Annotated in this window: 19 protein-coding genes; 7 read left to right on the top strand and 12 right to left on the bottom strand. The window is 55.2% G+C overall.

The annotated features are described in order from the left end of the window. The first annotated feature begins 2 nt into the window (after window positions 1-2). The 3 genes from ACYVHX_RS12125 to ACYVHX_RS12135 all read left to right on the top strand — a co-directional run bounded on the left by ACYVHX_RS12125 (window position 3) and on the right by ACYVHX_RS12135 (window position 7,182). On the top strand, window positions 3-4,799 hold the full coding sequence (locus ACYVHX_RS12125) for a hypothetical protein (RefSeq protein WP_460671907.1): 4,797 nt from the start codon (window positions 3-5) through the stop codon (window positions 4,797-4,799). A 14-nt stretch (window positions 4,800-4,813) separates the two neighbouring features. Then, window positions 4,814-6,571 carry a hypothetical protein gene (locus ACYVHX_RS12130; protein ID WP_460671908.1) on the top strand — a complete coding sequence of 586 codons (1,758 nt, stop codon included), beginning with the start codon at window positions 4,814-4,816 and terminating at the stop codon, window positions 6,569-6,571. An 83-nt stretch (window positions 6,572-6,654) separates the two neighbouring features. After that, entirely contained in the window at window positions 6,655-7,182 is a 528-nt protein-coding gene (locus ACYVHX_RS12135; RefSeq protein WP_460671909.1) for a hypothetical protein, read from the top strand. A 213-nt stretch (window positions 7,183-7,395) separates the two neighbouring features. Here the strand turns inward: ACYVHX_RS12135 and ACYVHX_RS12140 are convergent, their stop codons facing one another. From ACYVHX_RS12140 to ACYVHX_RS12175, 8 genes are all read right to left on the bottom strand, one after another. After that, window positions 7,396-7,815 carry a response regulator gene (locus tag ACYVHX_RS12140; protein ID WP_460671910.1) on the bottom strand — a complete coding sequence of 140 codons (420 nt, stop codon included), beginning with the start codon at window positions 7,813-7,815 and terminating at the stop codon, window positions 7,396-7,398. Window positions 7,816-8,193: 378 nt separating this feature from the next. Further along, window positions 8,194-9,051, bottom strand: a complete 858-nt coding sequence (locus ACYVHX_RS12145) for a dienelactone hydrolase family protein (protein WP_460671911.1) — start codon at window positions 9,049-9,051, stop codon at window positions 8,194-8,196. Between the two features lie 206 nt (window positions 9,052-9,257). Next, complete coding sequence (locus tag ACYVHX_RS12150; protein WP_460671912.1) at window positions 9,258-9,950, bottom strand: NUDIX hydrolase; 693 nt, start codon at window positions 9,948-9,950, stop codon at window positions 9,258-9,260. 105 nt (window positions 9,951-10,055) lie between these two features. Then, a complete protein-coding gene (locus tag ACYVHX_RS12155) occupies window positions 10,056-11,711 on the bottom strand; it encodes a sodium/sugar symporter (protein WP_460671913.1) in 1,656 nt (551 codons plus the stop codon). Window positions 11,712-11,772: 61 nt separating this feature from the next. Then, window positions 11,773-12,477: an L-ribulose-5-phosphate 4-epimerase gene (locus ACYVHX_RS12160; protein WP_460671914.1), complete on the bottom strand. Its 705-nt coding sequence runs from the start codon at window positions 12,475-12,477 to the stop codon at window positions 11,773-11,775. Between the two features lie 15 nt (window positions 12,478-12,492). Further along, on the bottom strand, window positions 12,493-14,133 hold the full coding sequence (locus tag ACYVHX_RS12165) for a ribulokinase (RefSeq protein ID WP_460671915.1): 1,641 nt from the start codon (window positions 14,131-14,133) through the stop codon (window positions 12,493-12,495). An 87-nt stretch (window positions 14,134-14,220) separates the two neighbouring features. Continuing rightward, window positions 14,221-15,714 carry an L-arabinose isomerase gene (araA, locus tag ACYVHX_RS12170; RefSeq protein ID WP_460671916.1) on the bottom strand — a complete coding sequence of 498 codons (1,494 nt, stop codon included), beginning with the start codon at window positions 15,712-15,714 and terminating at the stop codon, window positions 14,221-14,223. Window positions 15,715-15,934: 220 nt separating this feature from the next. Beyond that, the gene (locus ACYVHX_RS12175; protein WP_460671917.1) at window positions 15,935-17,185 is read right to left on the bottom strand and encodes a DEAD/DEAH box helicase; all 1,251 of its coding nucleotides are present in this window, start codon (window positions 17,183-17,185) and stop codon (window positions 15,935-15,937) included. 232 nt (window positions 17,186-17,417) lie between these two features. On the opposite strand from ACYVHX_RS12175, the gene ACYVHX_RS12180 reads away from it, so the two are divergent. Continuing rightward, on the top strand, window positions 17,418-18,575 hold the full coding sequence (locus ACYVHX_RS12180; protein WP_460671918.1) for a serine hydrolase domain-containing protein: 1,158 nt from the start codon (window positions 17,418-17,420) through the stop codon (window positions 18,573-18,575). 34 nt (window positions 18,576-18,609) lie between these two features. Further along, window positions 18,610-19,131 (top strand): DinB family protein, encoded by a 522-nt coding sequence (locus tag ACYVHX_RS12185; RefSeq protein ID WP_460671919.1) that lies wholly within the window; start codon window positions 18,610-18,612, stop codon window positions 19,129-19,131. A gap of 6 nt (window positions 19,132-19,137) precedes the next feature. On the opposite strand, the gene ACYVHX_RS12190 is transcribed toward ACYVHX_RS12185, so the two are convergent. Further along, window positions 19,138-19,593, bottom strand: a complete 456-nt coding sequence (locus tag ACYVHX_RS12190; protein ID WP_460671920.1) for a GNAT family N-acetyltransferase — start codon at window positions 19,591-19,593, stop codon at window positions 19,138-19,140. A gap of 200 nt (window positions 19,594-19,793) precedes the next feature. On the opposite strand from ACYVHX_RS12190, the gene ACYVHX_RS12195 reads away from it, so the two are divergent. Continuing rightward, window positions 19,794-20,720, top strand: a complete 927-nt coding sequence (locus ACYVHX_RS12195) for an alpha/beta fold hydrolase (protein WP_460671921.1) — start codon at window positions 19,794-19,796, stop codon at window positions 20,718-20,720. Between the two features lie 22 nt (window positions 20,721-20,742). Here ACYVHX_RS12195 and ACYVHX_RS12200 read toward each other — a convergent pair whose 3' ends face one another. From ACYVHX_RS12200 to ACYVHX_RS12210, 3 genes are all read right to left on the bottom strand, one after another. Then, window positions 20,743-21,891: a hypothetical protein gene (locus ACYVHX_RS12200; RefSeq protein ID WP_460671922.1), complete on the bottom strand. Its 1,149-nt coding sequence runs from the start codon at window positions 21,889-21,891 to the stop codon at window positions 20,743-20,745. A 140-nt stretch (window positions 21,892-22,031) separates the two neighbouring features. Then, window positions 22,032-24,560, bottom strand: a complete 2,529-nt coding sequence (locus ACYVHX_RS12205; RefSeq protein WP_460671923.1) for an ATP-dependent Clp protease ATP-binding subunit — start codon at window positions 24,558-24,560, stop codon at window positions 22,032-22,034. A gap of 61 nt (window positions 24,561-24,621) precedes the next feature. Beyond that, complete coding sequence (locus ACYVHX_RS12210) at window positions 24,622-25,275, bottom strand: WbqC family protein (protein ID WP_460671924.1); 654 nt, start codon at window positions 25,273-25,275, stop codon at window positions 24,622-24,624. A gap of 114 nt (window positions 25,276-25,389) precedes the next feature. Here ACYVHX_RS12210 and ACYVHX_RS12215 point away from each other — a divergent pair, with 114 nt between their 5' ends. Next, the gene (locus ACYVHX_RS12215; RefSeq protein ID WP_460671925.1) at window positions 25,390-26,265 is read left to right on the top strand and encodes a lysophospholipid acyltransferase family protein; all 876 of its coding nucleotides are present in this window, start codon (window positions 25,390-25,392) and stop codon (window positions 26,263-26,265) included. Window positions 26,266-26,313: the final 48 nt, after the last annotated feature.

Below are 26,313 nucleotides of genomic sequence, written 5' to 3' on the forward strand. Positions count from 1 at the left end.
CTATGAATCTCAAGGACATTCAACAAGCAGCGGCTCAAGCCGAATCCGAGCGGGCGAAAAACCGGGCGCAGTTGCTCCAGCAGGCCGGTTTGCTGGCAACGCTGAATCAGCAGATCGGTGCGCTGAACGCCAAAGGCCAACGCTCCGGTTCCGAGGAAGCGTCATTGAAATCACTGGTCACGCAGGCGGCAAAAGTAAAGAAACAGGTGGCCGCAACCCGGAAGATCATCGCCACCAAACGACTGGGCCGGGGCCGGGATGTTCACACCTGGTTTCAGACCAATCCCCAGCAACTGATTGAAGAACTGTCCGACGAGCTGCCGTTTGTCCTTTTTCCGGTTCGAATCGAAACGCATTTTCATTCGGAGGCCAATGTCCACGAATTGTGGGTGCGGATTTATCCCGACGAAATTACCACGTTCTCACACGAGGAGGAGCTGACCGCCGACGAAATCAGCGCCGGAGAAGCGTACTGGAAAAGTGTCTGGGAAACGCGAAACCAGCCGGAAGCGGACGGCCAAAAAACGCGCGAAACCCTCTGGAACGGGCTGACCAACCGCTTTGGCGTTAACCGGGCCGCGTGGGTGACCCGCCAGACCAAACCCACCAACTGGTACGGCAAATGGCGACTCCTTACCGAACTGGTATTGAAACCCCAGGAACCGCCTAAACCGCAACCCTGGACGCAGGCCCCGCATACGCGCTTGATGCCCAGTCAGTTTGTTGTGATGGCTTACGGCCCCAGCGGGAAAGTATTTGAAATAGTCGGTAAACCGGTGCCGGATTACCTGGTGATGGGGCCGGACCCGCTGGACGAAGAATCCGGTTTCCGCCGGGATGCTAGCAATAAGCTGGTGGTTGGCAAGGAGATGGCCTGGCTGTTCGATTTTGAGGAAGCCGTCGCCGTGGGCATGGCCGTCAAAATCCCCATCACGGCCGATTGGCTCCGGCGCGGTTTTGAGAAGGTGGTCGTGCTCGGATTGCGGCTGACCAGCCCGGCGGAAAAAAACAAAGAATTGCTGGAAGCACTCGTTCGGAACCACACCTACGGCGCGTCGGGATTTAGCATTTTACCGCAGGGCTCGCCCACCAACAATACGGACAAAACCGCATCGGTTTTTTCGGATTCGGACCGCTCCGGCCCGCAACTGGAAACGCCCGATGGCGTTCCGCTTTTCAAACCGACCACCGACTTTTACACCCAGGCCGACGGCCAGCGGTTTGCCGAAGCCCTGGGAATCAGCAACGAATCGCTGTTTTTTACCGAAAATGCCAACCGCCGGGACATTTCCGAAGCGCTGTCCATGAACAATGCGCTCTGGCCAGCCACCTGGGGCATGATGCTCGACGATTTGGTAAAACCGCTGGTGAGCCGCCGGGAACAGGACCTGGCGCGGCAGTTTTTTACGGAATTTGTCACGGGCCGGGGGGGGCTGCCCGCCATCCGGGTCGGCAACCAGCCCTACGCGCTGCTGGTGACGAGCAGTTTTCCGGACTGGCAATTCACGCTTCGGGAAATGGGCAGTGGCCGGGACTTCTGGGCGAAGCTCCTCCAGATTCTGCGGCAGGCTGCGGGCCAGTGGCGAGCCCTGCTGCCCACCGTTGCCTACGCCGGAAAACCGGGTGACCCCAACGCCAATCTTCTGAATATCATCGGCCTGCAGGCATCCTCGACGGTTTTTCATTCCCGCAAAGCCGTAACCGATCTCTACGCCTGGAATTACCTGAATTTTCAGAAAACCAATTTTCTGTCCCAACTCATCTGGAACGCGATTCAGTCGGCCAAAAGCCAGCAGCTGAGTCGGTTGACGTTTGATGTCAGCCAGGATTTCCTGCTCGAAAAATTGATTTTCCTGTCGCGAACCGACGAACTGAACGGGCCGGTGATCGACGCTGATCCGCGAACGCCCTTTTCCGAAACCGCCCCCATTCAACCCTACGACGGCACCAGCAATTACATCGACTGGCTGTTAAAAAGTGATCTGCAAACGATTAAGAATCAAACCTTTCGCGACCGGGACAACAACGCCGTCAGCCCACCGAAAGCCCTGCTGTACCCGTTGTTGCGCCGGGCGTACCTCGAAGAATTCGGGCAGAGCGTCACCAAGTGGCTGGTGGCGCAGCGGTTTATCGACGATTTTCCCCGCGAGCGGCAGCTTCAGAACATCGGCACGCCCGCCGATCTGAACAAGGACGATTACCTGGATCTGAACGCTGCGAAACTGCGGCTGGGCACCAAGAATATTTCCGTAGGCGACTACATTCAATCGCTCATTCCCAAACCCGGCACGAATTATAACGGCCCCGCCGAAATGCTGCCCCTGATGGGCGTCGTCAAGGCGCTGGAAATGCTGAAAGATCTGCCGACGGCCCGACTGGAGCGGCTTTTTGCCGAACACCTCGATTTGTGCAGTTACCGACTCGACGGCTGGCAAACCGGTTTATTCGCCCGGCGGCTTTACAATCTGCAACACACGTCCGACCATCAGTATCTCAACAAGGGCATGTACATCGGGGCGTACGGCTGGGTGGAAAATTTGCGGCCCAATACCGCGAAGAAAGCGTTTCCGCAGGCAAATTATCCCAAACCGCTCCAGGAAGATGGCAATAAACCCATCTACGAAGACGGCACCAACGGCGGTTACATTCAGACGCCTTCGCTGCGCCATGCCGTCACGGCGGCCGTGATGCGGAACGCCTACCTTTCGCAGGGGGACGACAACCCGCGGCTGGCGGTTAACCTGTCGTCGGAGCGGGTTCGGGCGGCCCTGAAATTTCTGGAAGGGATTCAGAACGGCCAGGATCTGGCGGCTCTGCTGGGGTATCAGTTCGAGCGCGGTTTGCACGACCGTAGCCTGTTGCTGAATCAATACATTTACGTGTTACGGGAACGGTTTCCGCTGATTTCCAAAAAGTTGACCGATGTACCCGATAGTGCCGCCCAGGAAGTAATCGAAGCCCGGAACGTCATCAACGGCTACGATCTGCTCGAATACGCCCGCGAAAAACCGCATTTGCAGGGCATCACTGGTCTTCCGGCCGCCGGTTCTACGGAACATCATCAGATTCTGGCCGAACTGGATCGGCTGCACAACACGCTCGATGCGCTGGCGGATGTGTCGCTTTCGGAGAGTGTTTTTCAGGCCGTGCAGGGCAATTACGAACGGGCGGGCGGCATGATGCAGGCCATTTCGGAAGGCAAGATGCCCCCGACGCCCGAAATCGTGGAAACGCCCCGCTCCGGCACCTCGATCACCCACCGGCTGGCGGCTTGTCTGCAAACCGAAGGCGTGACCAACCGGCATCCGAACTGGGGATCAACGCCCTCTCCGCGCAGCAGGGCCAATCCGCTGGTCAATCACTGGCTGGGCCAGCGACTCCCCGCCCCCGCCACAATCTGGTTTCGCTTTCAGGTCGGTGCCGTTGACGATCTGCTGAATCTGGCGCAGCTCGATCTCCAGCCGCTGGACCTGGTGCTGATGACGGGCGCGGACCTGGGCAATCGGTCGTCGGAACTCGAACGCTGGCTGCTCTACCAGCTCCGGCAGCAGTTCAACGTTTCCGATCCGCAGCCCATCACGTTCGATTTTCACACGGCGGGGGTCGAAACCGCCACCCTAAGCGGTTTGCTGCCGTTGCTGCGTTCGCTGAAAAAAATCATCACCGAAGCCCGGCCCCTCCACGCGCTTGATTTCCTGCCGCCGACGGAATCGTACCTGGAAGGCGAACCCAATCCGCAGGGTTATCAGAATCTGGCCGCCTTGCGTACCGAACTGGAAGGCGGTTTTTTGGATTTGAAAACCATGGCTGCGGACCTGAAAACCAAAACCGGGTCGTTGAAAGCCGCCCTGGAACAGGCCCGCTCAACGCAGCAAACCGGGCTGAACCCCACCCTGCTCAACCCGGTTCGGACGGCCCTGCTGGCGCTGGCGAACTACGGCTGGATTGAAGCCCTCCCCAACTCGAACGACGGAACGGCCATTCCGGTGGCCGAGGATCTGGTGACGCAGGCCGAAGCGATGGTATCTTTTTTTGATAAACAAACCGCCGGCAATCCGTTCGACGGTTTTGACCTGCTTACCCCCGAACACCAACTGGAACGCGGGCGCGAAGCAGCCCGGCAGGTATACGGCAAGTCGTTCAGCTGGGTTCCGGTCTTCCGGTTGCAGAATCCGGGCCAGCTCTCCCACGCCATCGAACACAGCGCAGAGATGCTGGAGCAGGACCCCGATCTGGTGATGGAAAACTGGCTTCAAACACTGGCGCGGGTTCGCCCGGCGGTCGAAAATACCGAAACCCTCACCCTGCACCACGATTTGTATCAGGAACAAGCGTTTGACCTGATGCCCATTCAAGTGCCGTATGCTGCTGGTGACCCATGGGTGGGTGAGCGCTTTGCCGAAACGCTGCGCGGGCAGGAACGGCTGTCGCTGGTTTTGCATCAGGTGCCCGGCAATACGGCCCAGAACCAGGCCGGTTTTCTGCTCGATGAATGGACCGAGCTCATTCCGACGGAAAAAGAAACCACGGGGGTCGCTTTTCATTATAACCGCCCGAATGCCACGCCCCCACAGGCGATTCTGATTGCCGTCGCTCCGGTTTTAAACGGAAAATGGAGCTGGAACGAGCTGGTCAGTGTGGTGACCGACACGCTGGACCGCGCCAAACTGCGCGCCGTGGAACCCGACCTGCTGACCAATACCGACTATTTTCAGGTGCTTCCGGCGGTGCTCAACGATTTCTCGACCGGCGGCCTTTCGACGGTTTTCACCCAGGGCAGCACCCTAATCAAAAATTAACCTCCTGAACGCTCATGGCTGAATTTGAAAAACTCAAAGACCTGTTTCTGCAACAACCGGTTTTTCGGCCCGCCATCAAAGGCTGGAACCGTCTGGAAGGTCGCCCGCGAAACCGCGATTTTGAGCGGAGTTTGCGGGCCGAGGTACGCGACCCGCTCTGGATGCTGACCCGCCAGTGGCAATTCGGGGAATTTCAGGGCGAAGACGCGGGCTCACCCATTGACGCCCGGCTGCTGACCTACCAGACGTATCTGGATCGGTACGCCGTCGGGAATCAGCCGGCCCAACCGTTGCCGAACGATCTGCCGCTCGAAGCGCGGGTGGAACGGGAGTTCTGGCCGGATGACCTGGCCAGTCAGTTGCGCATCGGGCGGTATTTTGAAAAGCTTCTCCGCAAAAACAACCTGCCGTATCCGGCCGAATACCGCCGGAAATTTCCGGTCGATGCCCAGGCGCCCAACCCGGTTTTCGACAAAGACACCGACCAGACCCGCCTGCCGGTTGCCGGGAAAATCACCAACGGGATTTTACTGCGGAACGCCATCGCCGACGGTTCGCACGCAGCCTGGGTGGACGCCAATGGGCAATTTTTAGCGAACCACCGAAATCAGTTAAAAACCGCAGCGGCCGACCTGATGACCTGGTTGGACCAATTCGCCACCCAGCCCGCATCACCAACCGACCGCGCCTGGTCGGGCACGCACCTGGAGTATCAGTTTGCCTGCGCCACGGAAGATGTCGACGGGCGGCAGACCGTGCTCCGGGCCGAGCAGTACGAAAATGGGCAGCTCGACTGGTACTCGTTCGACGTGGACGCGACGGCCCGGCTGGAGGCCACAACCGGAGTCGAACCCCGCAAACCGCTGGAAGAATGTCTGTCGTTTGTTCCGGCACCGGTTTCGTTCAACGGCATGCCGCAACCCCGGTTCTGGCAAATGGAAAACGGACGGACGGATTTTGCCCACATCGACGCCAACACCACCGACCTGATCAAGCTGATCATGGCCGAGTTCATGCTGCTTTATAGCAACGACTGGTGCGTTTTTCCCTACGAACGCAAAACCGGATCGCTTTGCGAGATTCGGGGATTGGTCATCACGGATGTGTTCGGGCAACGCACTTTCGTAAAACCTTCCGGAACCGGCGTTGACGACGACTGGACGCGCTGGAGCTTTTTTTCGCTTAGCACCAACGCCCGAGCGGCCAACACCGCTTCTTTTTTACCCCCGACCCTCGGCAAACCGCTCGAAAGCCAGCCGCTCGAAAAAGTCAACTTCATTCGGGATGAAATGGCGAATATGGTGTGGGGCATCGAATCCATCCGGCCGTCCCCGCTGGGGCGCGGTATCAACGGCTACGAGTCGGCACTGGCGGCCCGGGAAGCGAACCGCCCCGAACCTGTCACTCCCGCACCAACGACGGCCAAAATCCGGTATGTGTTGGGAACCGACGTGCCGTACAACTGGATTCCGTTTATTCCGGTTCAACTACCGGGCAGCAACCGGGACATTCGGCTGCAACGCGCCCGGATGCCGGACCAGGAAGCGCTCTTCACAGGAAAAATCCTGGACGAACCGGCCCCGTATTTTGTCCATGAAGAGGAAGTGCCGCGCATGGGAAAAAGTGTCACCCGGACGTATCAGTTTACCCGAATGCCCGACGGGCGCGGAACGCTTTGGATTGGCCGAAAAGCCCAGTTTGGGAAAGGCGAAGGCAGCAGCGGTTTGGCGTTTGACCAGCTGGTGGATGTAACGCCCTCCGAAAATCCGTAGGAACAAGTGCTTCGATTTCATTTAAACCCTTTTTCGTATGCGATCGTATCGTAGCTTTGCTTATTGCATTGTCAGGAAACCGTATGTACGACCGAATTATTCTGGCCCTCACGGCAATCGATCAGCAACAGCAGGTGCGTGACTTCTATTGTCACGTTGACGAGCTGGAAACGGCTTTTGATATTCTGAATAGTTTAATTCTGCGGGGCAATCAGCCCATCCGGGCCGAGGTGACCGTTTCCGGTGGCCGCACCGAACTTCCCGTCGATGTGTTTGACGGCCAGGACTGGTCGGCGCCCATTCAGCAGCTTAAAAAGGAGTGGGAGGCCCTTCTCCAACCGTCCGGTCCTTCTTCTCAGGCCGAACCGTCCAACTGGTTCGTACGCTTGCTCGCCGTGCGCCGGCAACGCCTGGAACATCTTGAGCATTCGGTCCACCAGATGCAGCAACTGATCAAATCCACCCAACGGAATCTGCGCAGCGGTCCGTATAAAAACCGGCTTCTTTGGCATTACCAGGGCTCACTGGACTACTACCAACACGCACTAACTCAGGCTCAGTCGGCCTATTCGAAGGTTCTTTGTCCGGCGGATGTTCCCCAGTCTCGGTAAGAAACCGTACCGAAATCAGAATCAGGTTCCGCAGCTAAGCCTCGCAATTATTGGTAGGTTGCCTTGAAAAACAGGAAACTAGACGCCCGGGGCCAGGCTTCGTTTCTGATCAAATCGTTGGGACTCAAGGAGTAGAAGCGCTCTTTCAATCACTGGCAGGATATAGTCAGCCTTTAAACTATGCTGGAAAACCGGGTGCGGAAACAAAACCGCTCAATCCAGCCCGGCATTGTGGGGAGCTTCCTCATTATCGGTCAGCAGCGGTTGCAGCAAGGACTGGATGGTGTCCAGGAGGGTTTGCAGGTTAAACGGTTTAACCAGAAAAGCATCGGGATTCGCCTGATTAACCGCTTCCCGCGCAATGGCCCACTCCGCGCCTGACACCAGAATCACGGGCAATTTATACGGCAGCAATTTGACCCGCTCCATCACTTCAATGCCACTCAATTGCGGCATCAGCAAATCCAGCACGAGCAACTGGGGCCGGTTGTGCGCAACGCCCAGCCAATCCAGCACCTGTCGTCCATGATGGGCAATCGATACTTCGTAACCGTTGAGGGTAAGGTGGTATGTGATCAGCCGACGATAAGCCGGGTCATCGTCCGCAATCAGAATTCTTGGTTTTTGTCCCATGGCACTCTGCCACTTCCTCTCACGGGCCGTAGCTAATTTTCAAGATGACTTTTGACGTTTCCGAATAAATTGGCCTTTCAGAAAGAAAGTAAACCTAAAAATGCCAAAACCGGGCCATCTGTTTCAATTAGTTAGCGAACGGTTTATGGTCGAAACGATTTACCGCTAAACCGCACCGGCCGACTACCCGTTGCCCGGAGCGTTCATCCGGTGCGGTTTAGGCCTTCTCCGGATTTGAAGTGATAATGACCTCGCCCCACCGGGAATGGGCACAGGACATACGCACCGGATTTCAGCTCTTTTGGGTGCTTCTAAAAAAAATCACCTGACCGGTTTTTAAAAACCGGTCAGGTGTCGTGCTGGCAATACCGTGACTAACTAGGCCAGTTTTTCTTTAAAAAGGGAAAGGGTGCGTTCCCAGGCCATTTTGGCAGCGGCTTCGTTGTAACGCGGACCCGCCGTGTCGTTGTGAAAGGCGTGCTGCGCCCCTTCGTACACATACAACTGGTATGGCACATTGGCTTTTTTCAGGGCTTCTTCGTAGGCCGGAATACCGGCGTTGATCCGTTCGTCCAGCCCGCCGTAGTGCAGTTGTACCGTAGCTTTGATTTTGGGCACATCGGCGGCTTCCGGCTGGCGACCGTAAAACGGCACGGCTGCTTTCAGATCCGGGTAATGAACGGCCAGTTGGTTGGCCATAGCGCCACCCCAGCAAAAACCGACGCAACCCAGCTTGCCGTTGCTGTCGGGACGGCTTTTCAGGTAATCCAGCCCCTTCAGAAAATTCTGGCGGGTTTTGTCGGCGTCCAGTTTTCCAAACAATTCCCGCATCTGGGTTTCGTCGGTCGGGGTGCCACCAGCCGCCGACAGGGCATCGGGCGCCATCGCCAGAAAACCGGCCAGGGCCAGCCGGCGGGTAACATCTTCGATGTGCGGATTCAGCCCCCGGTTTTCGTGAATGACCACCACCGACCCGTATTTGCCGTTGGCTTTCGGGCGCGCCAGATAGCCTTTCATGGTGGTATCGGCACCGGGATAGGTCACGCGCTCGGTCAGAATCCGGTCATCCTGTCCGGAAACGGTTTGGGCCTGGGCATAATTGACTTCCAAAGTCGACAGGACGGCCAGAGCCGCCGTCATGCCGCCGGTGAGTTTAGCCAGCCGCTGCAAAAAAACATCCCGCTTCAGCGGTTTGTGCGTATACTCGTCAAAAAGATTGATGATGCGCTGATCCATGCGTCCAAGCGTTTAGGAAAGAAAGGTACGAAATAGTTTACGGTTTTTGGTTTTCGGTATACGGTTTTCGCCGGGCCCTCGCAACGGTGCGGTTCCCCGCCGGACCGACGCATTTAGCATTCAGTGTTCGTCATTCAAAATTCGCTATTCAACATAGAAGGTGACGGTCCGCCCAAAACCGTACACCGAAAACCATACACCGTCACTTACTTTAAATCAAAGCTGCTGCCTTCCTGCACCAGCTTTTGGTAAAGCTCCTGGTCGAACTGGTAATAAAAGGCCCCTTTGCGTGACATGGTTTTGTCTTTTTCATTCATCCTGACCAGCCATTCCATCGAATTGAGCCGCTTGCTGAAATTGCGGTGATCGAGCGGCTGGTTGTTGATGGCTTCGTACAGGCTCCGCAGTTGCGGAATTGTAAACTTCTCCGGCAACAACTCAAAACCAATGGGTTGCGTCCGGGCGCGACGCCGAAGCCGGGCCAGCGCCTTTTCCACCATGTCATTGTGGTCGAAGATCAATTCCGGTTTTCGGGATACCGGAAACCACTGGGCGTTGTGGGAATCCGCCAGTTCTTTGTTATACTGATCGGTTCGGATGAGGGCGTAATACGCAATTGAAAGGGTGCGGGCCACCGGGTCGCGCCGGATTTCACCGTAGGCATAGAGTTGCTCCATATACACGCCGGTCAGGCCCGTCAGGGTTTCCAGAATCCGCTCGGCCCCTTCGTCCACGCTTTCATCGGTTTTCAGAAAACCGCCCATCAGCGACCATTTTCCTTTCTGGGGTTCAAAACCGCGTTTAATCAGCAGCAGTTGCAGCTCCTGCTGATCGAAGCCAAAAATTATGCAGTCCAGAGCAACGAAGTGTTTTTCGTGCTGATCGTATACGATTTCCATTGTATTGCGTACCCACGAACCGTTGGGCGGCTTCGTTTCGTCCGGGTTTTGGCTTCCAGTCTACCCGGTTGTGAGCAGGAATTCACCCGGACTTTGATGGGCACGTCAATAAAACACAGAAAATACCAATAAAACAAGTCCGGTAATGACGACCGCCCCGATCAGGAACGGCTTCGATACGCGGAACCAACTGGCATCGACCGCGAAGGCTTTCGGCGAATCCCGGCCTTTGGATTCGAGCAAACTAATGACAACCTGCAAGACCACACAGGCCCAGAAAACCAGCCCCATCCGGTTTAGAAACGGAATTTCCGGCGCGTTGATTTTCAGGTAAGCCGACAGCGGAATGCTTAGCAAGGCAGCCGCCAGCGCCCCGTTGGCCGTGGCTTTTTTCCAGAAAAAACCGAGCAGAAAAACCGCCAGAATACCGGGGGAAATAAAGCCGGTATATTCCTGAATGTATTCGAAGCCTTGCCCAAAATTTTTCAAAAACGGGCTAATGACCAGCGCAATAACGAATGAAACGACAATCGCCACCCGCCCGCGCCAGACGGTTTGCTTTTCGGTCAGGCGGGTGTTGAAGAATTTCCTGTGAATGTCGAGCATATAGATGGTCGAGATACTGTTGGCTTTTCCGGCCAGCGAAGCCACAATGGCCGCGGTCAGGGCTGCAAACGCTAGTCCTTTGAGTCCCACGGGCAGCAGGTTGAGCAAAACCGGGTAGGAATTATCCGGTTTGACAATGCCACCTTCCGTGATGCCCTTGACAATGGCCGGATCGGCGTTTTCCTGAAACAGCACATAAGCCGCCAGACCGGGCAGCACCACGATGAACGGCATCAGAATTTTGAGAAACGACGCGAATAGCAGGCCGTTGCGCGCCGTTTTCAGGTCCGCCCCCAAAGCCCGCTGGGTGATGTACTGATTGCAGCCAAAATAGTTGAAATTGACGATCCATTGCCCGCCGATGACGAACATCATTAGTCCCGGCAATTGGTTGTAAGCGTCCGTAAAACCGCCTTTGCCGTCGTGAACCTGATACTGCCCCTTGCTGAAAATCATGTGCAGATGGCTGTCGGCCCGCTTGCGAATCAGCCCCAGGCCTTCAAAAACGCCCGCCCCCGTGCCAACCCGATCCGACAGTAAATCCAGGGCCAGGTAGGTGGTAGCCAGCCCGCCCACGACCAGACAAACCACCTGAATGACGTCGGTATAGCCGATCACTTTCATGCCCCCCAAGGTGATGAAAACCGCAAAAACCGTCAGGAAAACCGCACAGGACATGAAGCCAAATCCGGTCATTTTTTCAAGGCTGAGGGCGCCCAGGTAAATGATGGACGTCAGGTTAACGAGGATGTAGAGCAGCAGCCAGAAAACCGCCATGATGGTAGCCAGCCGTCCGTCGTAGCGGGTTTGCAGAAACTGCGGCATGGTGTAAATTTTGTTGCGGATGTACATCGGCAGGAAATAAACCGCAATGATGATCAGCGAAAAACCGCCGACCAGTTCGTACACGGAAATTGCCAGCCCCAGCTGAAATGCCTGCCCGCTCATGCCGATAAATTGCTCCGCCGAAATGTTCGACGCGATGATCGACGCCCCAATGGCCCACCAGGTCAGCGAGCCTTCGGCCAGAAAGAAATCTTTGGAATCTTCCGTCTGTTTGCCTTTGTGGGTGTATACCCAATACCCGTAAACGGCAACAATAACGAAATAAATCAAAAAGATGACGTAGTCAACCGTTTCAAGTCCGAGGGTCATAGGATAAGGAAAAAGGAGAAGGAATCAGGAGAATGGAGGTAAACCGCCGGAAAAACCGGGTTTAGGAATCCTGTCCGTAGTAGGCGTCTTTGCCGTGCTTGCGGAAATAGTGTTTATCAATCAAGCTTTGTTTGATGCGGGGCGTATCGGGGTTCAGGGTTAGCGTGAGGTACGCCATTTTGGCAAGTTCCTCCAGCACCGTGGCGTTGTATACGGCTTTGGCCGGGCTTTTCCCCCAGGCAAACGGACCGTGACACGCCACCAGCACCATTTCCACCTCCGCAGCCGAGAGGTTTTGATCCCGAAACCGGTTCAGAATCTGGTTACCGGTTTCGTGTTCATAATCGCCCTGAACCATCTCGTCCGTCATGACGTCCGTTACCGGAACCGAAGCGACCAGATGATCCGCGTGGGTCGTGCCCAGGTTCGGTATTTCGCGCATGGCCTGCGCCCAGGCCACGGCGTAGGTCGAATGGGTGTGGCAAATCCCGCCAATGTGGTCAAAATGCCGGTACAGCAAGGTGTGGGTTTTGGTATCGGACGACGGGCGCATCCGGCCTTCCACCAGCTGGTTGTCCAGATCGACCAGCACCATGTCGCTGGCCGTTAATTCGTCGTACGCAATTCCGCTGGGTTTGATGGCGATCACCCCGGCCTGCCGGTCGATGCCGCTGACATTGCCAAAGGTATAAATCGCCAGCTTTTGCCGCGGGATTTCCATGTTGGCTTCGTAGACCGCTTCTTTCAGGGACTGGTACTTGCTCATACTAAACGCGTTCGTTTATTTTTTCTCCAGAAAACCGCCCAGGCTCAAATACCGCCGGTAAAGTACATCGTACACCGCAGCCCGTTCGGGCCGGGGTTCGTAAACCGCGTCGAAGGCGGAGGCCATGGCGCGCTGCGCTGCGGCAAACGAGGGGTGAATACCGGCGGCAACGGCCGCGCAAACGGCGGCCCCCCGGGCGCAGCACTGGTCGGATTCGGCCACTTTGATGGGTACGTTCATGACATCGGCCAGGGTCTGCATGACAAACGCCGATTTGCGGGCCACCCCCCCGATGGCAATTACCTGATGAATGGGAACGCCTTCTTCCACAAAGCGTTCGGCAATCCGGCGGGCACCGTAGGCCGTCGCTTCCACCAGCGATTTGAAAACGTGGGCGGCACTGCTGCCCAGATTCAGCCCGGAAATGGCCCCGGTCAGCGTGTGGTTGGCATCGGGTGTCCGGCGACCATTCAGCCAGTCGATGGCCACCACATCGGTTTCACGGACGGGCAACTGGCTGGCCTGCTCGGACAGGTACGGAATCAGGGCGGTTTGCAGCGCCGGAAGGGCGTCGGTTTTTCCCTTCTGCGTCAATAAACCGGCCACCGGTTCCAGAATCAGGCGGCTAAACCAGGCATACAGATCGCCAAAGGCCGACTGCCCCGCTTCCATGCCCAGCATCCCCGGCAGGATTGACCCATCGACCTGACCGCAAATCCCCCGAATCAGCAGGTGGCCCACATCGTCGGAAGGCGCCATGAGCATGTCGCAGGTGGACGTACCAATCACTTTCACCAGGGCATACGGCTCGATGTTGGCCCCCACGGCGCCCATGTGGGCATCAAAACCGCCTACGCCGATGACCACATCGTTCGGCAGGCCCAATTTTTCAGCCCATTCCGCCGAAATCACCCCCATTGGCTCATCGAACGTGTAAGTCTGCCGGAACAAGCGATCGCGCAGTCCCGCCAGCAGCGGATCGAGCGCGGTCAGAAATTCTTCGGACGGCAAACCCTGAAATTCTTCGTGCCAGAGGGCTTTGTGACCGGCCGCTGTCCGGCTGCGTTTCAACGTCAGGGGGTTGGTGTTTCCGGTCAAAACCGCCGACATCCAGTCGCAGTGCTCCACCCACGAAAAAGCCGCCTGCCGAACCGCTTCATCCACCCGGATGGTCCGCAACAATTTGGCCCAGAACCATTCCGATGAATAAATACCGCCGACGTATTTGGTAAAATCCGTATCCCAGCGGTGCGCGAGCTGGTTAATTTCGTCGGCTTCCCGGTTGGCCGTGTGGTCTTTCCAGAGGATAAACATCCCGTTCGGGTTGTCGGCAAACTGCGGCAACAAGGCCAGAGGGGTGCCGGTTTCATCCACCGGGCCGGGTGTGGAACCCGTGGTGTCAATGGACAGGGCTTTAATATTCGCAACAACTTCCGGCGAAACCGCTTGCAGGGCGTCCCGAACGGACCGCTCCAGCCCTTCCAGATAATCGAGCGGATGCTGCCGAAACTGGGACCGGGCCGGGTCACAGTACGCACCGGTTTTCCAGCGTACGTATTCGTGAACGCCCGATGCCAGCTCGTCACCGGTCCGCGCATCGACCACCACCGCCCGCACCGAATCCGTGCCAAAATCGACGCCAATTACAAAGGACATGGGTGTAGGGAACAAGGAGTGATGAGTTATGAATGATTGAGGGTATGAATGACGCGGAAGCAAGTCACCATTCATCGCTTATAAGCCCTAATTTTTATAGAAAACTTCGTTCCAGCGCAACTCCTGTTTAAAGCTGGGAATCCTGGTTTCTTCGTTGATCAGCACGTATTCGATGCCCGCGATTTCGGCGAAATCTTCCAGGTATTCGGGCGTGATGGCTTTGCTAAAAACCGTGTGGTGCGCTCCGCCGGCCAGAATCCAGGCCGCGGCTGCGGTTTTCAGGTTGGGTTTGGCATTCCACAACACCCGGGCGACGGGCAGTTTCGGCAACGGCTGTTCGGTTGGCACCACGTCTACCTCGTTGACCAGCAGCCGAAACCGGTTTCCCATATCGACCACCGACGCGTTGAGAGCCGCCCCCGGCGCCACGTTAAACACCAGCCGCACCGGATCGGCTTTGCCGCCAATCGACAGGGGGTGAATTTCGCAGGACGGTTTGCCGTCGGCAATTGACTCGTCGATTTCGAGCATGTGGGCACCCAGCACCCGGTGCGCATTCGGCGACAGGTGGTACGTGTAATCTTCCATAAACGAACTTCCGCCCGGCAGCCCCGCTCCCATCACTTTGATTGCCCGGCCCAGAGCCGCCGTTTTCCAGTCGCCTTCCCCGCCAAAACTGTAGCCGTCAGCCATCAGCCGTTGTGCGGCAATTCCCGGCAATTGACTCAAGCCATGCAGGTCTTCAAAGGTGTCGGTAAATCCTTTGATCCGGTGATCAGTCAGAAAACTGCGCAGACCCAGTTCGATTTTGGCGGCATCGCGCAAAGCCGCGTGTCGCAACCCGGTTTTTTGCAACGCGGCAACGATCTGGTAGCGTTGTTCGTATTCATCCACCAACGCGCTGATTTCCTGATCACTAACCTGATTAATGTAAGCCACCAGATCGCCAACGCCGTAGCCATGAACCGAATACCCAAATTTGATCTGGGCTTCGACCTTATCCCCTTCTGTTACCGCCACTTCACGCATGTTGTCGCCAAACCGGGCAAACCGGGCACCCTGAAGATCGTGCCAGGCTGCGGCCACCCGCGTCCAGACGCTCAGCCGTTCGTGCACTTCCGGATCTTTCCAGTGTCCGACAACGACCTTCCGATCCAGCCGCAACCGGGCGGTGATGAACCCGAATTCGCGGTCACCGTGCGCCGACTGGTTTAGATTCATAAAATCCATGTCGATGGATTCCCACGGAATATCCTGATTAAACTGCGTGTGCAGGTGCAGCAGCGGTTTATGCAGAATTTTCAAGCCGTTAATCCACATTTTGGCGGGCGAGAAAGTATGCATCCACGTCATCAGCCCGATGCAATTCGGCGAACTGTTGGCCTCCTGACAAAGCCGGTAAATTTCGTCGGGGCCCGTCAGCACGGTTTTGAAAACAACCTTCACCGGTATGCGGGCCGATTGATTGAGGTAGTCGACCAGGGTTCGCGAGTGCTCAGCCACTTGCCTGAGCGTTTCGTCTCCGTATAAATGCTGACTGCCCGTGATAAACCAGGCTTCCAAGTGGTCGAAAGAAATCATTTCAGAAGGGATTGAGTGGAGCGTCTTGCCGCGAATGCCCCGGCTTTGACGGACAAATATATAATAAATGTATTTTATACGTTTATAAAAACGCAAAAATTATCCTTCAAAAAATCCAGTCATTCATTCGGTGATGCCGTGGTGCGCTTTCAACCAAAAAAATCAGGAAACCGGTGGGGTTTCCTGATGGAATGTCAGGGAACGATCGTCCGGTGGCCGGTCAGGCCGGACGGTCGGTGCCACCGCTGCCTTTCGGTCGGCGCGACGGTCTTTTGTTGGTGCTCATCTTTTTCTTCCGCTGCGGATACGGTCCGCTTTTTCCCGGGTTATACTCCAGCGTTTCACCGAGATGGGCCGGCAGCGACACCTTGGTGACCTGCGTTCCGATCAAGCGTTCGATCGCGGAGAATTTCCGCTGCTCGGTTTCGCTGATAAACGTGTAGGCAATGCCGGTGGTTTCGGCCCGGGCAGTCCGGCCAATGCGGTGGACGTAATCTTCTCCGTCGTGCGGCACATCGTAGTTGATCACTAGATCGATGTTGTCGATGTCGATCCCCCGCGAGAGGATGTCGGTTGCAACCAGGATACTCAGTTTTCGGCTGCGGAAAGCCTGCAAAGCCTGTTCGCGCTCGCCCTGTTCGAGGTCCGAGTGGATGGCTTCAGCGGCAAAACCGGCCTGTTTCAATTCCCGGGTCAGTTGCTTGACGTTCTCCTTCCGGGAACAGAAAATCAGAACGGACGGAAAACTATGTTCCTTCAGCAGGTATTTGACGAGGGCAATTTTCTGTTTCTGGAAAACTACAAACGCTTCCTGAACAATCTTGGCGGGCGGTTTTGACAGCGACAGCGTTATTTCTTCCGGATTGTGCAGAATCTTCCGGGCCAGTTCCCGAATCTTGGGCGGCATCGTGGCCGACAACAGCAGGCTTTGCCGGTTGGTGGGCAGGAACGAAATAATTTTAACGATATCGCCGTAAAAACCCATGTCCAGCATTCGGTCGGCTTCGTCGAGCACCAGATACTGCAACTGGTCGATTTTGGCATACCCCATGTTGAGGTGACTGATCATCCGGCCCGGCGTGCAGATCACAATATCGGCCCCGCCGGAAAGCGCCTGTCGCTCCGTGCTATACGAAACCCCGTCGCCCCCACCGTAAACCGCAATTGAGCTGACCGAAGTGAAATACGAGAAGCCTTCCAGATTCTGGGCAATCTGAATGGCCAGTTCCCGGGTTGGCACAATAACAAGCGCCTTAACCTGATCGTCCGGTCCACTGGACGTGATTTTGTGAAGAATGGGAAGCAGGTAGGAGGCCGTTTTACCGGTTCCGGTTTGGGCCGAAACGATCAGATCCTTTCCAGCTAATATAAGTGGAATAACCTGTTCCTGTACAAGTGTGGGAGTATCGTAATTCATGGCGTCGATTCCTTCCATCAACCGATCATCGAAGCCAAAGTCTGAGAATTTCAAGCTTAAAAACTGTAGGTTTTGTGTAGATTTTGGTCAATATAACAACTTTATGCGTATCAATGCAAATTCTTTTGGTTATGTCCATTTCCCGGCTGTCCAGAGGTACTTTCTCGCTAAGCCATTTGGTCAGGCCGATTTCTCTTTGGCTCACCCTTCTTCTTTTCCTTTGATTCGCGTAATTTGCTGATCGGTCCGGTTCTCTGACACCCGGCACCCGCCCCACTAGCAACGCATGATTCGATTTAAATACGCGATAATTGCCGTCGTCCTGATTTCAGCCTGTCAGCGTCCGGCCCAGCAGTCGGCGGCACCGACCGTTTCCCGCTATTTTCCCGCTCCCGGCAGCGCCTGGGAAACCCGCAAACCGGAGCAGGTCGGCATGAATGCGGTTTTGCTGCAACAGGCCGTGGCGTTTGCCCAACAACAGGAAACCCGACAGATGCCCCCCGATTTTTCGACGCAGGAAGAAATTTTCGGCACCCTGCTCGGTCCTATCCCGTCCAGCCGCGCCCAAACCAACGGGCTGATTCTGCGACACGGTTTTATTGTGGCTGAATGGGGCGAAACCGACCGGCCTGACCCGACGTATAGTGCCGCCAAAAGTGTTCTTTCAGTCCTGACGGGCTTAACCATCGATCGCGGCCTGATCAAAAACGTGCAGGAACCGGTGGTAAATTCCATTCAGGATGGGGGGTACAATTCAAGACAAAACCGCCTGATTACCTGGGAGCACCACCTCCGGCAGTCGAGCGAATGGGAAGGCGAGTTATGGGGCAAAAAACACGACTTTGTAGGAACGGAAGCCTACGGACGCGGAGAACGAAAACCGCGGACCCTGCAAGCGCCCGGCAGCTTTTACGAGTACAACGATGTGCGGGTTAACCGCCTGGCCCTGTCACTGCTGCGGCTGTGGAAAAAACCGCTGCCCAACGTGTTAAAAGAAGAAATTATGGACCCGATCGGGGCCTCGAATACCTGGCAGTACGTGGGCTATCCGAATGCCCGGGTCAAGATCGACGGAAAGATGATGTCGTCGGTCAGTGGCGGAACGCGCTGGGGCGGTGGTCTCTGGATCAGCTCACGCGACGAAGCCCGGTTTGGGTACCTGGTGTTGCGGAAGGGCCGCTGGAAAGACCGGCAACTGGTTGCGGCAAACTGGCTGAACGAATCCGTCACCCGCGGGCCCGTGGGTCCGGACTACGGGTATCTCTGGTGGCTCAACACCGAAAAGAAGGCCTGGCCGAGTGCACCCACCACCAGTTTTGCCGCCATCGGAGCCGGCTCCAACCTCATTTGGATCGATCCGGAACACGATCTGGTGATTGTCTGGCGGTGGCACGATGGCAATCCGGACGAATTGATCAAACGGGTGCTGGCATCCCTGAAGTAATTCCTATCTTCGACGTTTTATTACGAACCCTTTTATGTCCCCTTCAAAACCGGAAGTATGGCAGCGCGGCCCGGTGCCCGGTATTCCTCCCCTTTTGCAACCCGTTGCCCACGCCTTATTGCAGGCCCGTGAGGAAATTGCGGACGTGATGCATGATTTTCCCGTTCGGTACCTCTGGCAAAAACCGGCGGGTGTGGCTTCGGTCGGCTTTCATTTGCAGCACCTGACCGGCGTTCTCGACCGGCTTTTTACGTACGCCAAGGGAGAAAGCCTCTCACCCGAGCAGCGGGAATGGCTGGCTTCGGAAGGAAAAGCCTACCAATCCGAAAATCCGGTGCAGGACCTCATCGCCCAGTTTCACCAGCAGGTCGAACAGGCCCTCAATCAGCTGAAAACCACCGACGAACAAACCTTGTCGGAGTTTCGGGGCGTTGGTCGGGCGCAGCTTCCCTCCACGGTTCTGGGCCTGCTTTTCCATGCTGCCGAACATACGCAACGGCATCTCGGCCAGCTTTTGGTAACCGTGCGGGTGTTGCTGACGTACCCGAAACACTAAAAACCGCTAAAGGACCCGTTCAAAAACGAGCTGGTGTTTGCACTGAATCCCGTTTTCCCAGATGGGGTTGGGATACGTATGCAGGAAATAATCGAAATTAACCGCGACCAGATCAAAGCCCAATCGCTGGTAAAGAGCGATTTGTCCGATTCCGGAGTTGCCGGTTTTGATGACCAGCGATTGAAACGATCTCTGGCGGGCAACCTCAATAACGTAGCGCAGCAATGCCTGCCCGAACCCGCGACCCTGGTAGGCCGGCTCGACTGCAATGTTCATAATTTCACCGGTTTTGCCTTCCGGTTTCAGCAGACAGATGCCCCGAATTACCTGCTCGCTCAGCAGCGCATACCGCTCACAAAACGGTAAGTAGGCGTCGATGAGGTCCTGATTTTCGTCTCCCAGCAGCAACAGGTGATTGGGAAGCGGGTTCTCCGGTTTTAGTTCTTTAATCTGAACGTCCAATTTTGGTCCTTTTTTGCCTGCAAAAGTAGAAAGTTCACCGGAAAATTTTGCGGTTTACCCAAAACCGCATAGGCAACCGCACCTGCCAGGTATTGCCCTCAACTGCCCGTTATTCCTTTATTCCCGCTTCCGGTTTATTTCACTTTCTTCGGCTCTTCACCCGGTTTTACCTTTGATCAACAATTGAATACAACCTGAAAATGAAACCGCATCGCGTATCCACCTTCAAACAACCGGCCGACGCCCAGTCTTTCCTGGAAGACTGGAACCGGCAGATTGAGCGACTGAATGGATTTTCCTACGAACGAATTTCGCTTCCGACCACGTTTGGAACTACGCGGATTTGGGCGGCCAATACCGAACTGAAGGCGGCCAAAACCCTCGTCATTTTTCCGGGTGCGCGCACCTGTGGTCTGTTCTGGGATCTGGACAACGCGATGCAACCCTTTCGGGAGCACTACCGGTATTATATCGTGGAGGTGAACGGCCAGCCCAGCTTAAGCGACGGCCAGTGTCCGAACCTAAAAACGGATGATTACGGTCGATGGGCAACGGAGGTTCTGGATGGCCTGGAAATCCAGCAAACCGCCGTTGCCGGTGCTTCTTTGGGCGGGTTGATCTGCCTCAAACTGTGCCTGCATGCACCCGGACGGATCAAGAAGGCGGTGTTGCTGAACCCGGCGGGCATCCAGCCCTTTTCGTCGACGTTCCGCAATCTGTTTTATAACCTCCTACCCCTCCTGTGGCCGACCCCAAAAAATCTGGACCGGTTTCTGGACAAGGCGGTTTTTTGCCCGCCCACGCATACCCTGCCCCCGGCCTACCGGCAAATGCTTTGCGATTACCTGCTGTACGCCTTGAGAAACCACCAGTTTCGGGGCGACTACCCCGCGCCATTAGCGAACGAAGAACTCCACCGATTAACAACCGATATTGATCTGATTCTGGGCGAAAAAGACCTGCTCTTTCCGCCGGAAGAAACGATTCGCCTGGCGGAAAAACACATTCCGAGCCTGCGGGGCAGCCTGGTGCTGGCCAACACCGCGCACGGCATTGAAACCTCCAAAGAAGCCATTGGGGCGCTTTGGGAGACGGTTGAAAAATTAACCCATTACCAATTGGCTTAATCTACCGAACGGCCGGTTTCTGTCAAAAAACATATTGAACCGTAAAGGCGGGTGAGGTGGTCAGTTGCAGTCCCTGAAGCCACAACCCGTTTTGGAGCTGGTTATTCTGCGTTTGCTTGCTCACATTGAGATTGAGCAGATTGGCTTCGGCAATAAAATTTTGCCCGAGCAAATACGCCAGTCCGCCATTCAGGGTGCCGCCCGCCGTGTGGTTGATTCTTTCGCGCGGAAAATCATCCTGTTTGAAGGAGTAGGACGCGTAAGTGAAGGTTGCCCCAACGTAAGGCCGGAGCCGCGTGTTGGACAGGTAAGCCCGGACATAGGGCGCAAATCCCAGCGTCGTTTCCACAGTTTTATTCAAACCGGAATTGGTGCCCCAGGTAATCGGGACCGATAGGCCCACCAGAAAATTATTGGCCACAAAATAACCGACTGCCGGAGCCGCCATCAGATTTTTAGCTTCATAGCCCCGGTTGCCGATTTCTTCGTTTCGCCCCGAAAAAATGACGCTGGCCCCCACGGTAAACCGCCCCGCCCGGGCCTGCGTTCCGACTGTCGGCGGTGTCGCATCCAGAATTTCCCGTTCGGCATCGGTGGCACCGGTCATATAAATCAGTCCCGCCGTCAGACCGTTGAACGTAAACGGAAAAACCGTACTCGTGGTCGATAGTTCAAGGCCCCAGCGGCTGTTCAGAAAGTACACCCCACCGACCTGCGTGAAGGGCGCAAACTGGTAGGTTTTGGATTGGTTTTCGGTCCGCATGCTCGTACCCGCATCATAGGATTCCTGCCGGAACTGATCCAGACTCCCCCCAACGCCCCCCCCGGCGTAAATCCGCCAGTGGTTGTTCCCCCAGTATTTCCGTACAAAAGCCGACAAACCGCCCCGCCAGGATTGCTGCTCCAGCGGCACCGTATTGGCATTGATCTGCTTGTAGTAAGACCCGTTGACGGATAGACCCAGGAGCCAGCTATTCTGCAAAAAAACGCCGTGCGTAACCGAGAAATTAAGTTGAGGACTTCGGCGGGTGTACCCATTGGGGTAGTCACCGGCGAGTTGGGTAGTGTTGAGTTGGAGGTTGCCGCTCCACAAGGCGCGGCCGGGCTCGGTTTGGGCAAAAAGTGGAGAGGTGAAAACGAGAAAAAGGGTTAGCGCTAAGGCGGTTTTCATACCAGGTTGAGTTACGGCAGATACCAGAGCAATAATAGTACCGTACCACGCCAATTTCCTGGCTCATCGCCTTTCCGGACCCCAAAAAAATAGGCTGAACTTCTCGTTCAGCCTATTGGAGTCTATACGTCAGACGGTGCTTATTCGGTAACCGGCTCCGGTTTTCTAACCGTGATGATCAGGTTCTCCCCGTTGTCATCGTAGTCAGCCTGAATCACATCGCCATCTTTCAGATCGCCTTTCAGAATTTCTTCCGCAACGGGATCTTCGAGGTATTTCTGGATAGCCCGGCTCAGCGGACGCGCACCATACTGGGGATCGTAACCCTTATCCGACAGAAAATCTTTTGCTTTTTCGGTCAGTTCGACTTTGTAACCTAGACTGGTAACCCGTCCGAGCAGTTTGCCCAGCATCAGGTCAATAATCTTGTGAATATCTTCGCGTTGCAGCGAGTTGAACACGATCACATCATCCAGACGGTTCAGGAACTCCGGCGAGAAGGCTTTCCGCAGGGCGTTTTGAATCGTGCTCTTCATGATCTCGTCCTGGTTCTCAGATTTGCCACGGGTGGCAAAACCGATTCCCGACCCGAAATCCTTCAGATCACGAACCCCGATGTTCGAGGTCATGATGATGATGGTATTTCGGAAGTCAACCCGGCGGCCCAAACCGTCGGTCAGGATTCCATCGTCGAGCACCTGCAACAGGATGTTGAACACATCCGGGTGCGCCTTTTCGATTTCATCCAGCAGGACGACCGAGTACGGTTTCCGGCGGATTTTTTCGGTTAGTTGCCCCCCTTCTTCGTAACCCACGTAGCCCGGAGGAGCGCCGACCAGACGGCTTACGCTGAATTTCTCCATGTATTCCGACATATCGATCCGCACCAGCGCGTCTTCCTTGTCGAACAGGTACGAAGCCAGCACCTTCGCCAGCTCGGTTTTACCCACCCCGGTCGGGCCGAGGAAGATAAACGAACCGATTGGTTTTTTCGGATCTTTCAAACCGACGCGCGTCCGCTGAATGGCCTTAACCAGCTTCTGAACCGCCTTGTCCTGACCGATCACGCGACCCGTCAACTGATCCGACATGTTCAGCAGTTTGGCCCCTTCGTTGGTCGCCACCCGGTTGGTTGGAATACCCGTCATCATCGCGACGACTTCGGCCACGTTTTCTTCCGTAACCGTGTAGCGTTTCTTCTTGGTTTCTTCTTCCCAGGCTTGTTTCGCGCGGTCCAGCTGATCGATCAGGCGTTTTTCCTTATCGCGCAGCTGAGCGGCTTCTTCGTATTTCTGGCTTTTCACCACCTGGTTTTTCTCCTTCTTGATATTCTCGATGCTTTCTTCCAGCCGCAGAATATCTTCGGGAACCGAGATGTTGGAGATGTGTACGCGGGCGCCCACTTCGTCAAGCACGTCGATGGCTTTATCGGGCAGGAACCGGTCGGAAATATAACGCTCCGACAGTTTCACGGCCGCTTCTACCGCTTCGGGCGTGTAGTTGACGTGGTGGTGATCTTCGTACTTATCTTTGATGTTGTTCAGGATTTCAATGGTTTCTTCGACCGACGTAGCGTCGACCATCACCACCTGAAACCGGCGGGCCAAAGCGCCGTCTTTTTCGATGTACTGGCGGTATTCATCCAGCGTCGTGGCTCCAATACATTGGATGTCACCACGCGCCAGTGCCGGTTTGAACATATTGGAGGCATCGAGCGAACCCGACGCGCCACCCGCGCCCACGATGGTATGCAACTCATCAATGAACAGAATCACTTCGGGTGATTTTTCCAGTTCGTTCATGACCGCTTTCATGCGTTCTTCAAACTGACCGCGGTATTTGGTTCCGGCCACTAACGAAGCCAGATCCAGCGTCACCACGCGTTTGCCAAACAGCACCCGCGACACTTTTTTCTGAACGATCCGCAGGGCCAGGCCTTCCGCGATGGCGGTTTTTCCAACCCCCGGCTCACCAATCAGGATCGGGTTGTTCTTTTTCCGGCGGCTCAGAATCTGAGCGACCCGTTCGATTTCTTTTTCACGACCAACAATCGGGTCGAGTTTGCCGAGTTCGGCCAGTTTCGTAAGGTCACGTCCGAAGTTGTCCAAAACCGGGGTCCGCGACTTCTCCGATCCTTTGGGATCTTTGCCCGAACCGGAGCCGCTGCCACCAAACATGCCGCGATCGTTGTCGTCGTCATCCGTTTCGGGGCCCATATGCGGACGTGTACCGGAGGATTGATATTCCAGCATCTCCTTAATTACCTCGTAGTTGACATTAAATTTGTTAAGGATCTGAGTAGCGACATTATCCTCATCGCGCAGAATGGAAAGCAACAGATGTTCCGTGCCAATCAGCGGGCTTTTAAAGATTTTGGCTTCCAGATAGGTAATCTTAAGTACTTTTTCAGACTGGCGGGTGAGTGGTATATTGGCCAGATTTTTGACGTTGTTGGTTGCGGTTCCTTTGGTTGCCTGCTCGATGGTCATCCGCAGCTCATCCAATGAAATGCCCAATTTTTTCAATAACCCAACGGCTACCCCTTCGCCTTCCCGAATCATACCCAGCAGCAGGTGCTCTGTACCTATGTAATCATGACCCAGACGCAGGGCTTCCTCTCTGCTGAGCGAGATAACTTCTTTAACTCGGTTCGAAAATTTAGCTTCCATTCGCTTAGGGTTGTATTGTAATTGCGTCTTTCCGTACTAACGAAAATTTTTTCGGTATTGTTCACTGGATGAAAGACTGCTTTAAAACGTCGGTGGCAGCCGTTCCCTGGCAGAAAATCAAATCCAGAATGCTTAAATCAGGTACAAATACGCTGCCAAAGTTCTGCTGGTAGGCAACCGGCCGGTAAAACCTGCCATTTTGTGTATCCTCCCGGTTCTGAATTTGCGAATGCGCATCCAGCCATTCCGCATTCACCTGTTTTTCAAACACTTCAGTCAGAACCAGCTTTTTTTGCCAACCCAACCAGTTCAGACATAATGTCAGCAGTTCGAGGTTCAGGTCAAACAGAAAAACCCATTGCCGGCGGAAAACTGCTTCCAGATCATCAGCGAAATACTCGAAAAAAGGAGCTTTGCTGTACGCCGTCACCAAACAACGCCAGTGACGGTCGGTCCAGGCTTGCCGGTCATCAATCCGCACATCCCGGATCAATTGTTTGTGCGTCCCATTGAGTACCGGAACCGTCAGCCGGTCGATGCCATTAGCCGTCAGAACATAACACCGATTTCTGTAACTTTGCTTTCCATAATGTTCGGCTGCTTCCAGCCAAACGGAATCGAAGGGTAAGAGTGCGGTGAAATAAGTCAGGCTGGGCAGGTAGTGCAATTCAACCCGAATGCCCTGGCTACTACGACCAACGTGGTACTTTTCCAATATACTCGACCTGTTGATACTACCAAATAAATGAATTTCGCATTGAACAAGCAAACGGATTGGCTAAATTTAATTTGCCGGTACGGTTTTGCCGATCAGACGCCCGCTTTTCCAATGATACTCGTTCTATTTCGCTTGTTTTCCCGAATTCCGATTGCCATTTTCTACGCGCTTGCCGACCTTTTATACGTTTTGCTGGCCTACGTCATCCGGTACCGGAAAAACGTCATCCTCACAAATCTACAACGTTCATTTCCGGAGAAATCAGATGCCGAGCGGGCCCGAATTGCTAAAAATTTTTACCGGAATTTTGCCGATGTAATAGTTGAGACGTTGAAGCTGCCGGGATTGTCACTATTTGAGCTTCGGAAACGGGTCACGTTTACCAATCCGGAACTGGTTCGGCAGCATTTGGCTGAAGGACAGCCGGTTTTGATTATGGCATCGCATCAGTGCAACTGGGAATGGGCTCCCTCCGCTTCCGCCGTGAATGGCATGCCGGCCGATGCGGTTTATAAAAAACTGAATAATGGGCTTTCGGAGCGGTTGCTGCGTTACATCCGGTCTAATTTTGGGGCAAAACCGGTGCCCATGAAGACTTTGCTCCGGGAGATGGTCGCCCGCCGACACGAACCCCGGTTGATTGCCCTGGTGGCCGACCAGATTCCCGATCAGCCCGAATACGGCTACTGGACGACTTTCATGCATCAGGAAACGCCGTTCTATCCCGGCACCGAACGACTGGCCCGGAGTTTCAATCTGCCGGTTTTTTACATTGAAATGGAGCGAACGCGCCGGGGTTGCTATACGATGACCTTCTACCCCATCGCCAAACCACCCTACCAGAACATAGCGCAGGGCGAAATCCTCAACCGGTACCGCGACCTGCTGGAAACAACGATTCAAAAAGCCCCATCCGACTGGCTCTGGTCGCACAAACGCTGGAAGCACAAGCGCGACCGCTACGCCAATCCACAGGTGAAATGGTAGGAACAGAAAAATGAATGATAAATGATGAGGTATGAATTCAATGCGTCA

This window comes from Larkinella ripae, from assembly GCF_054780775.1.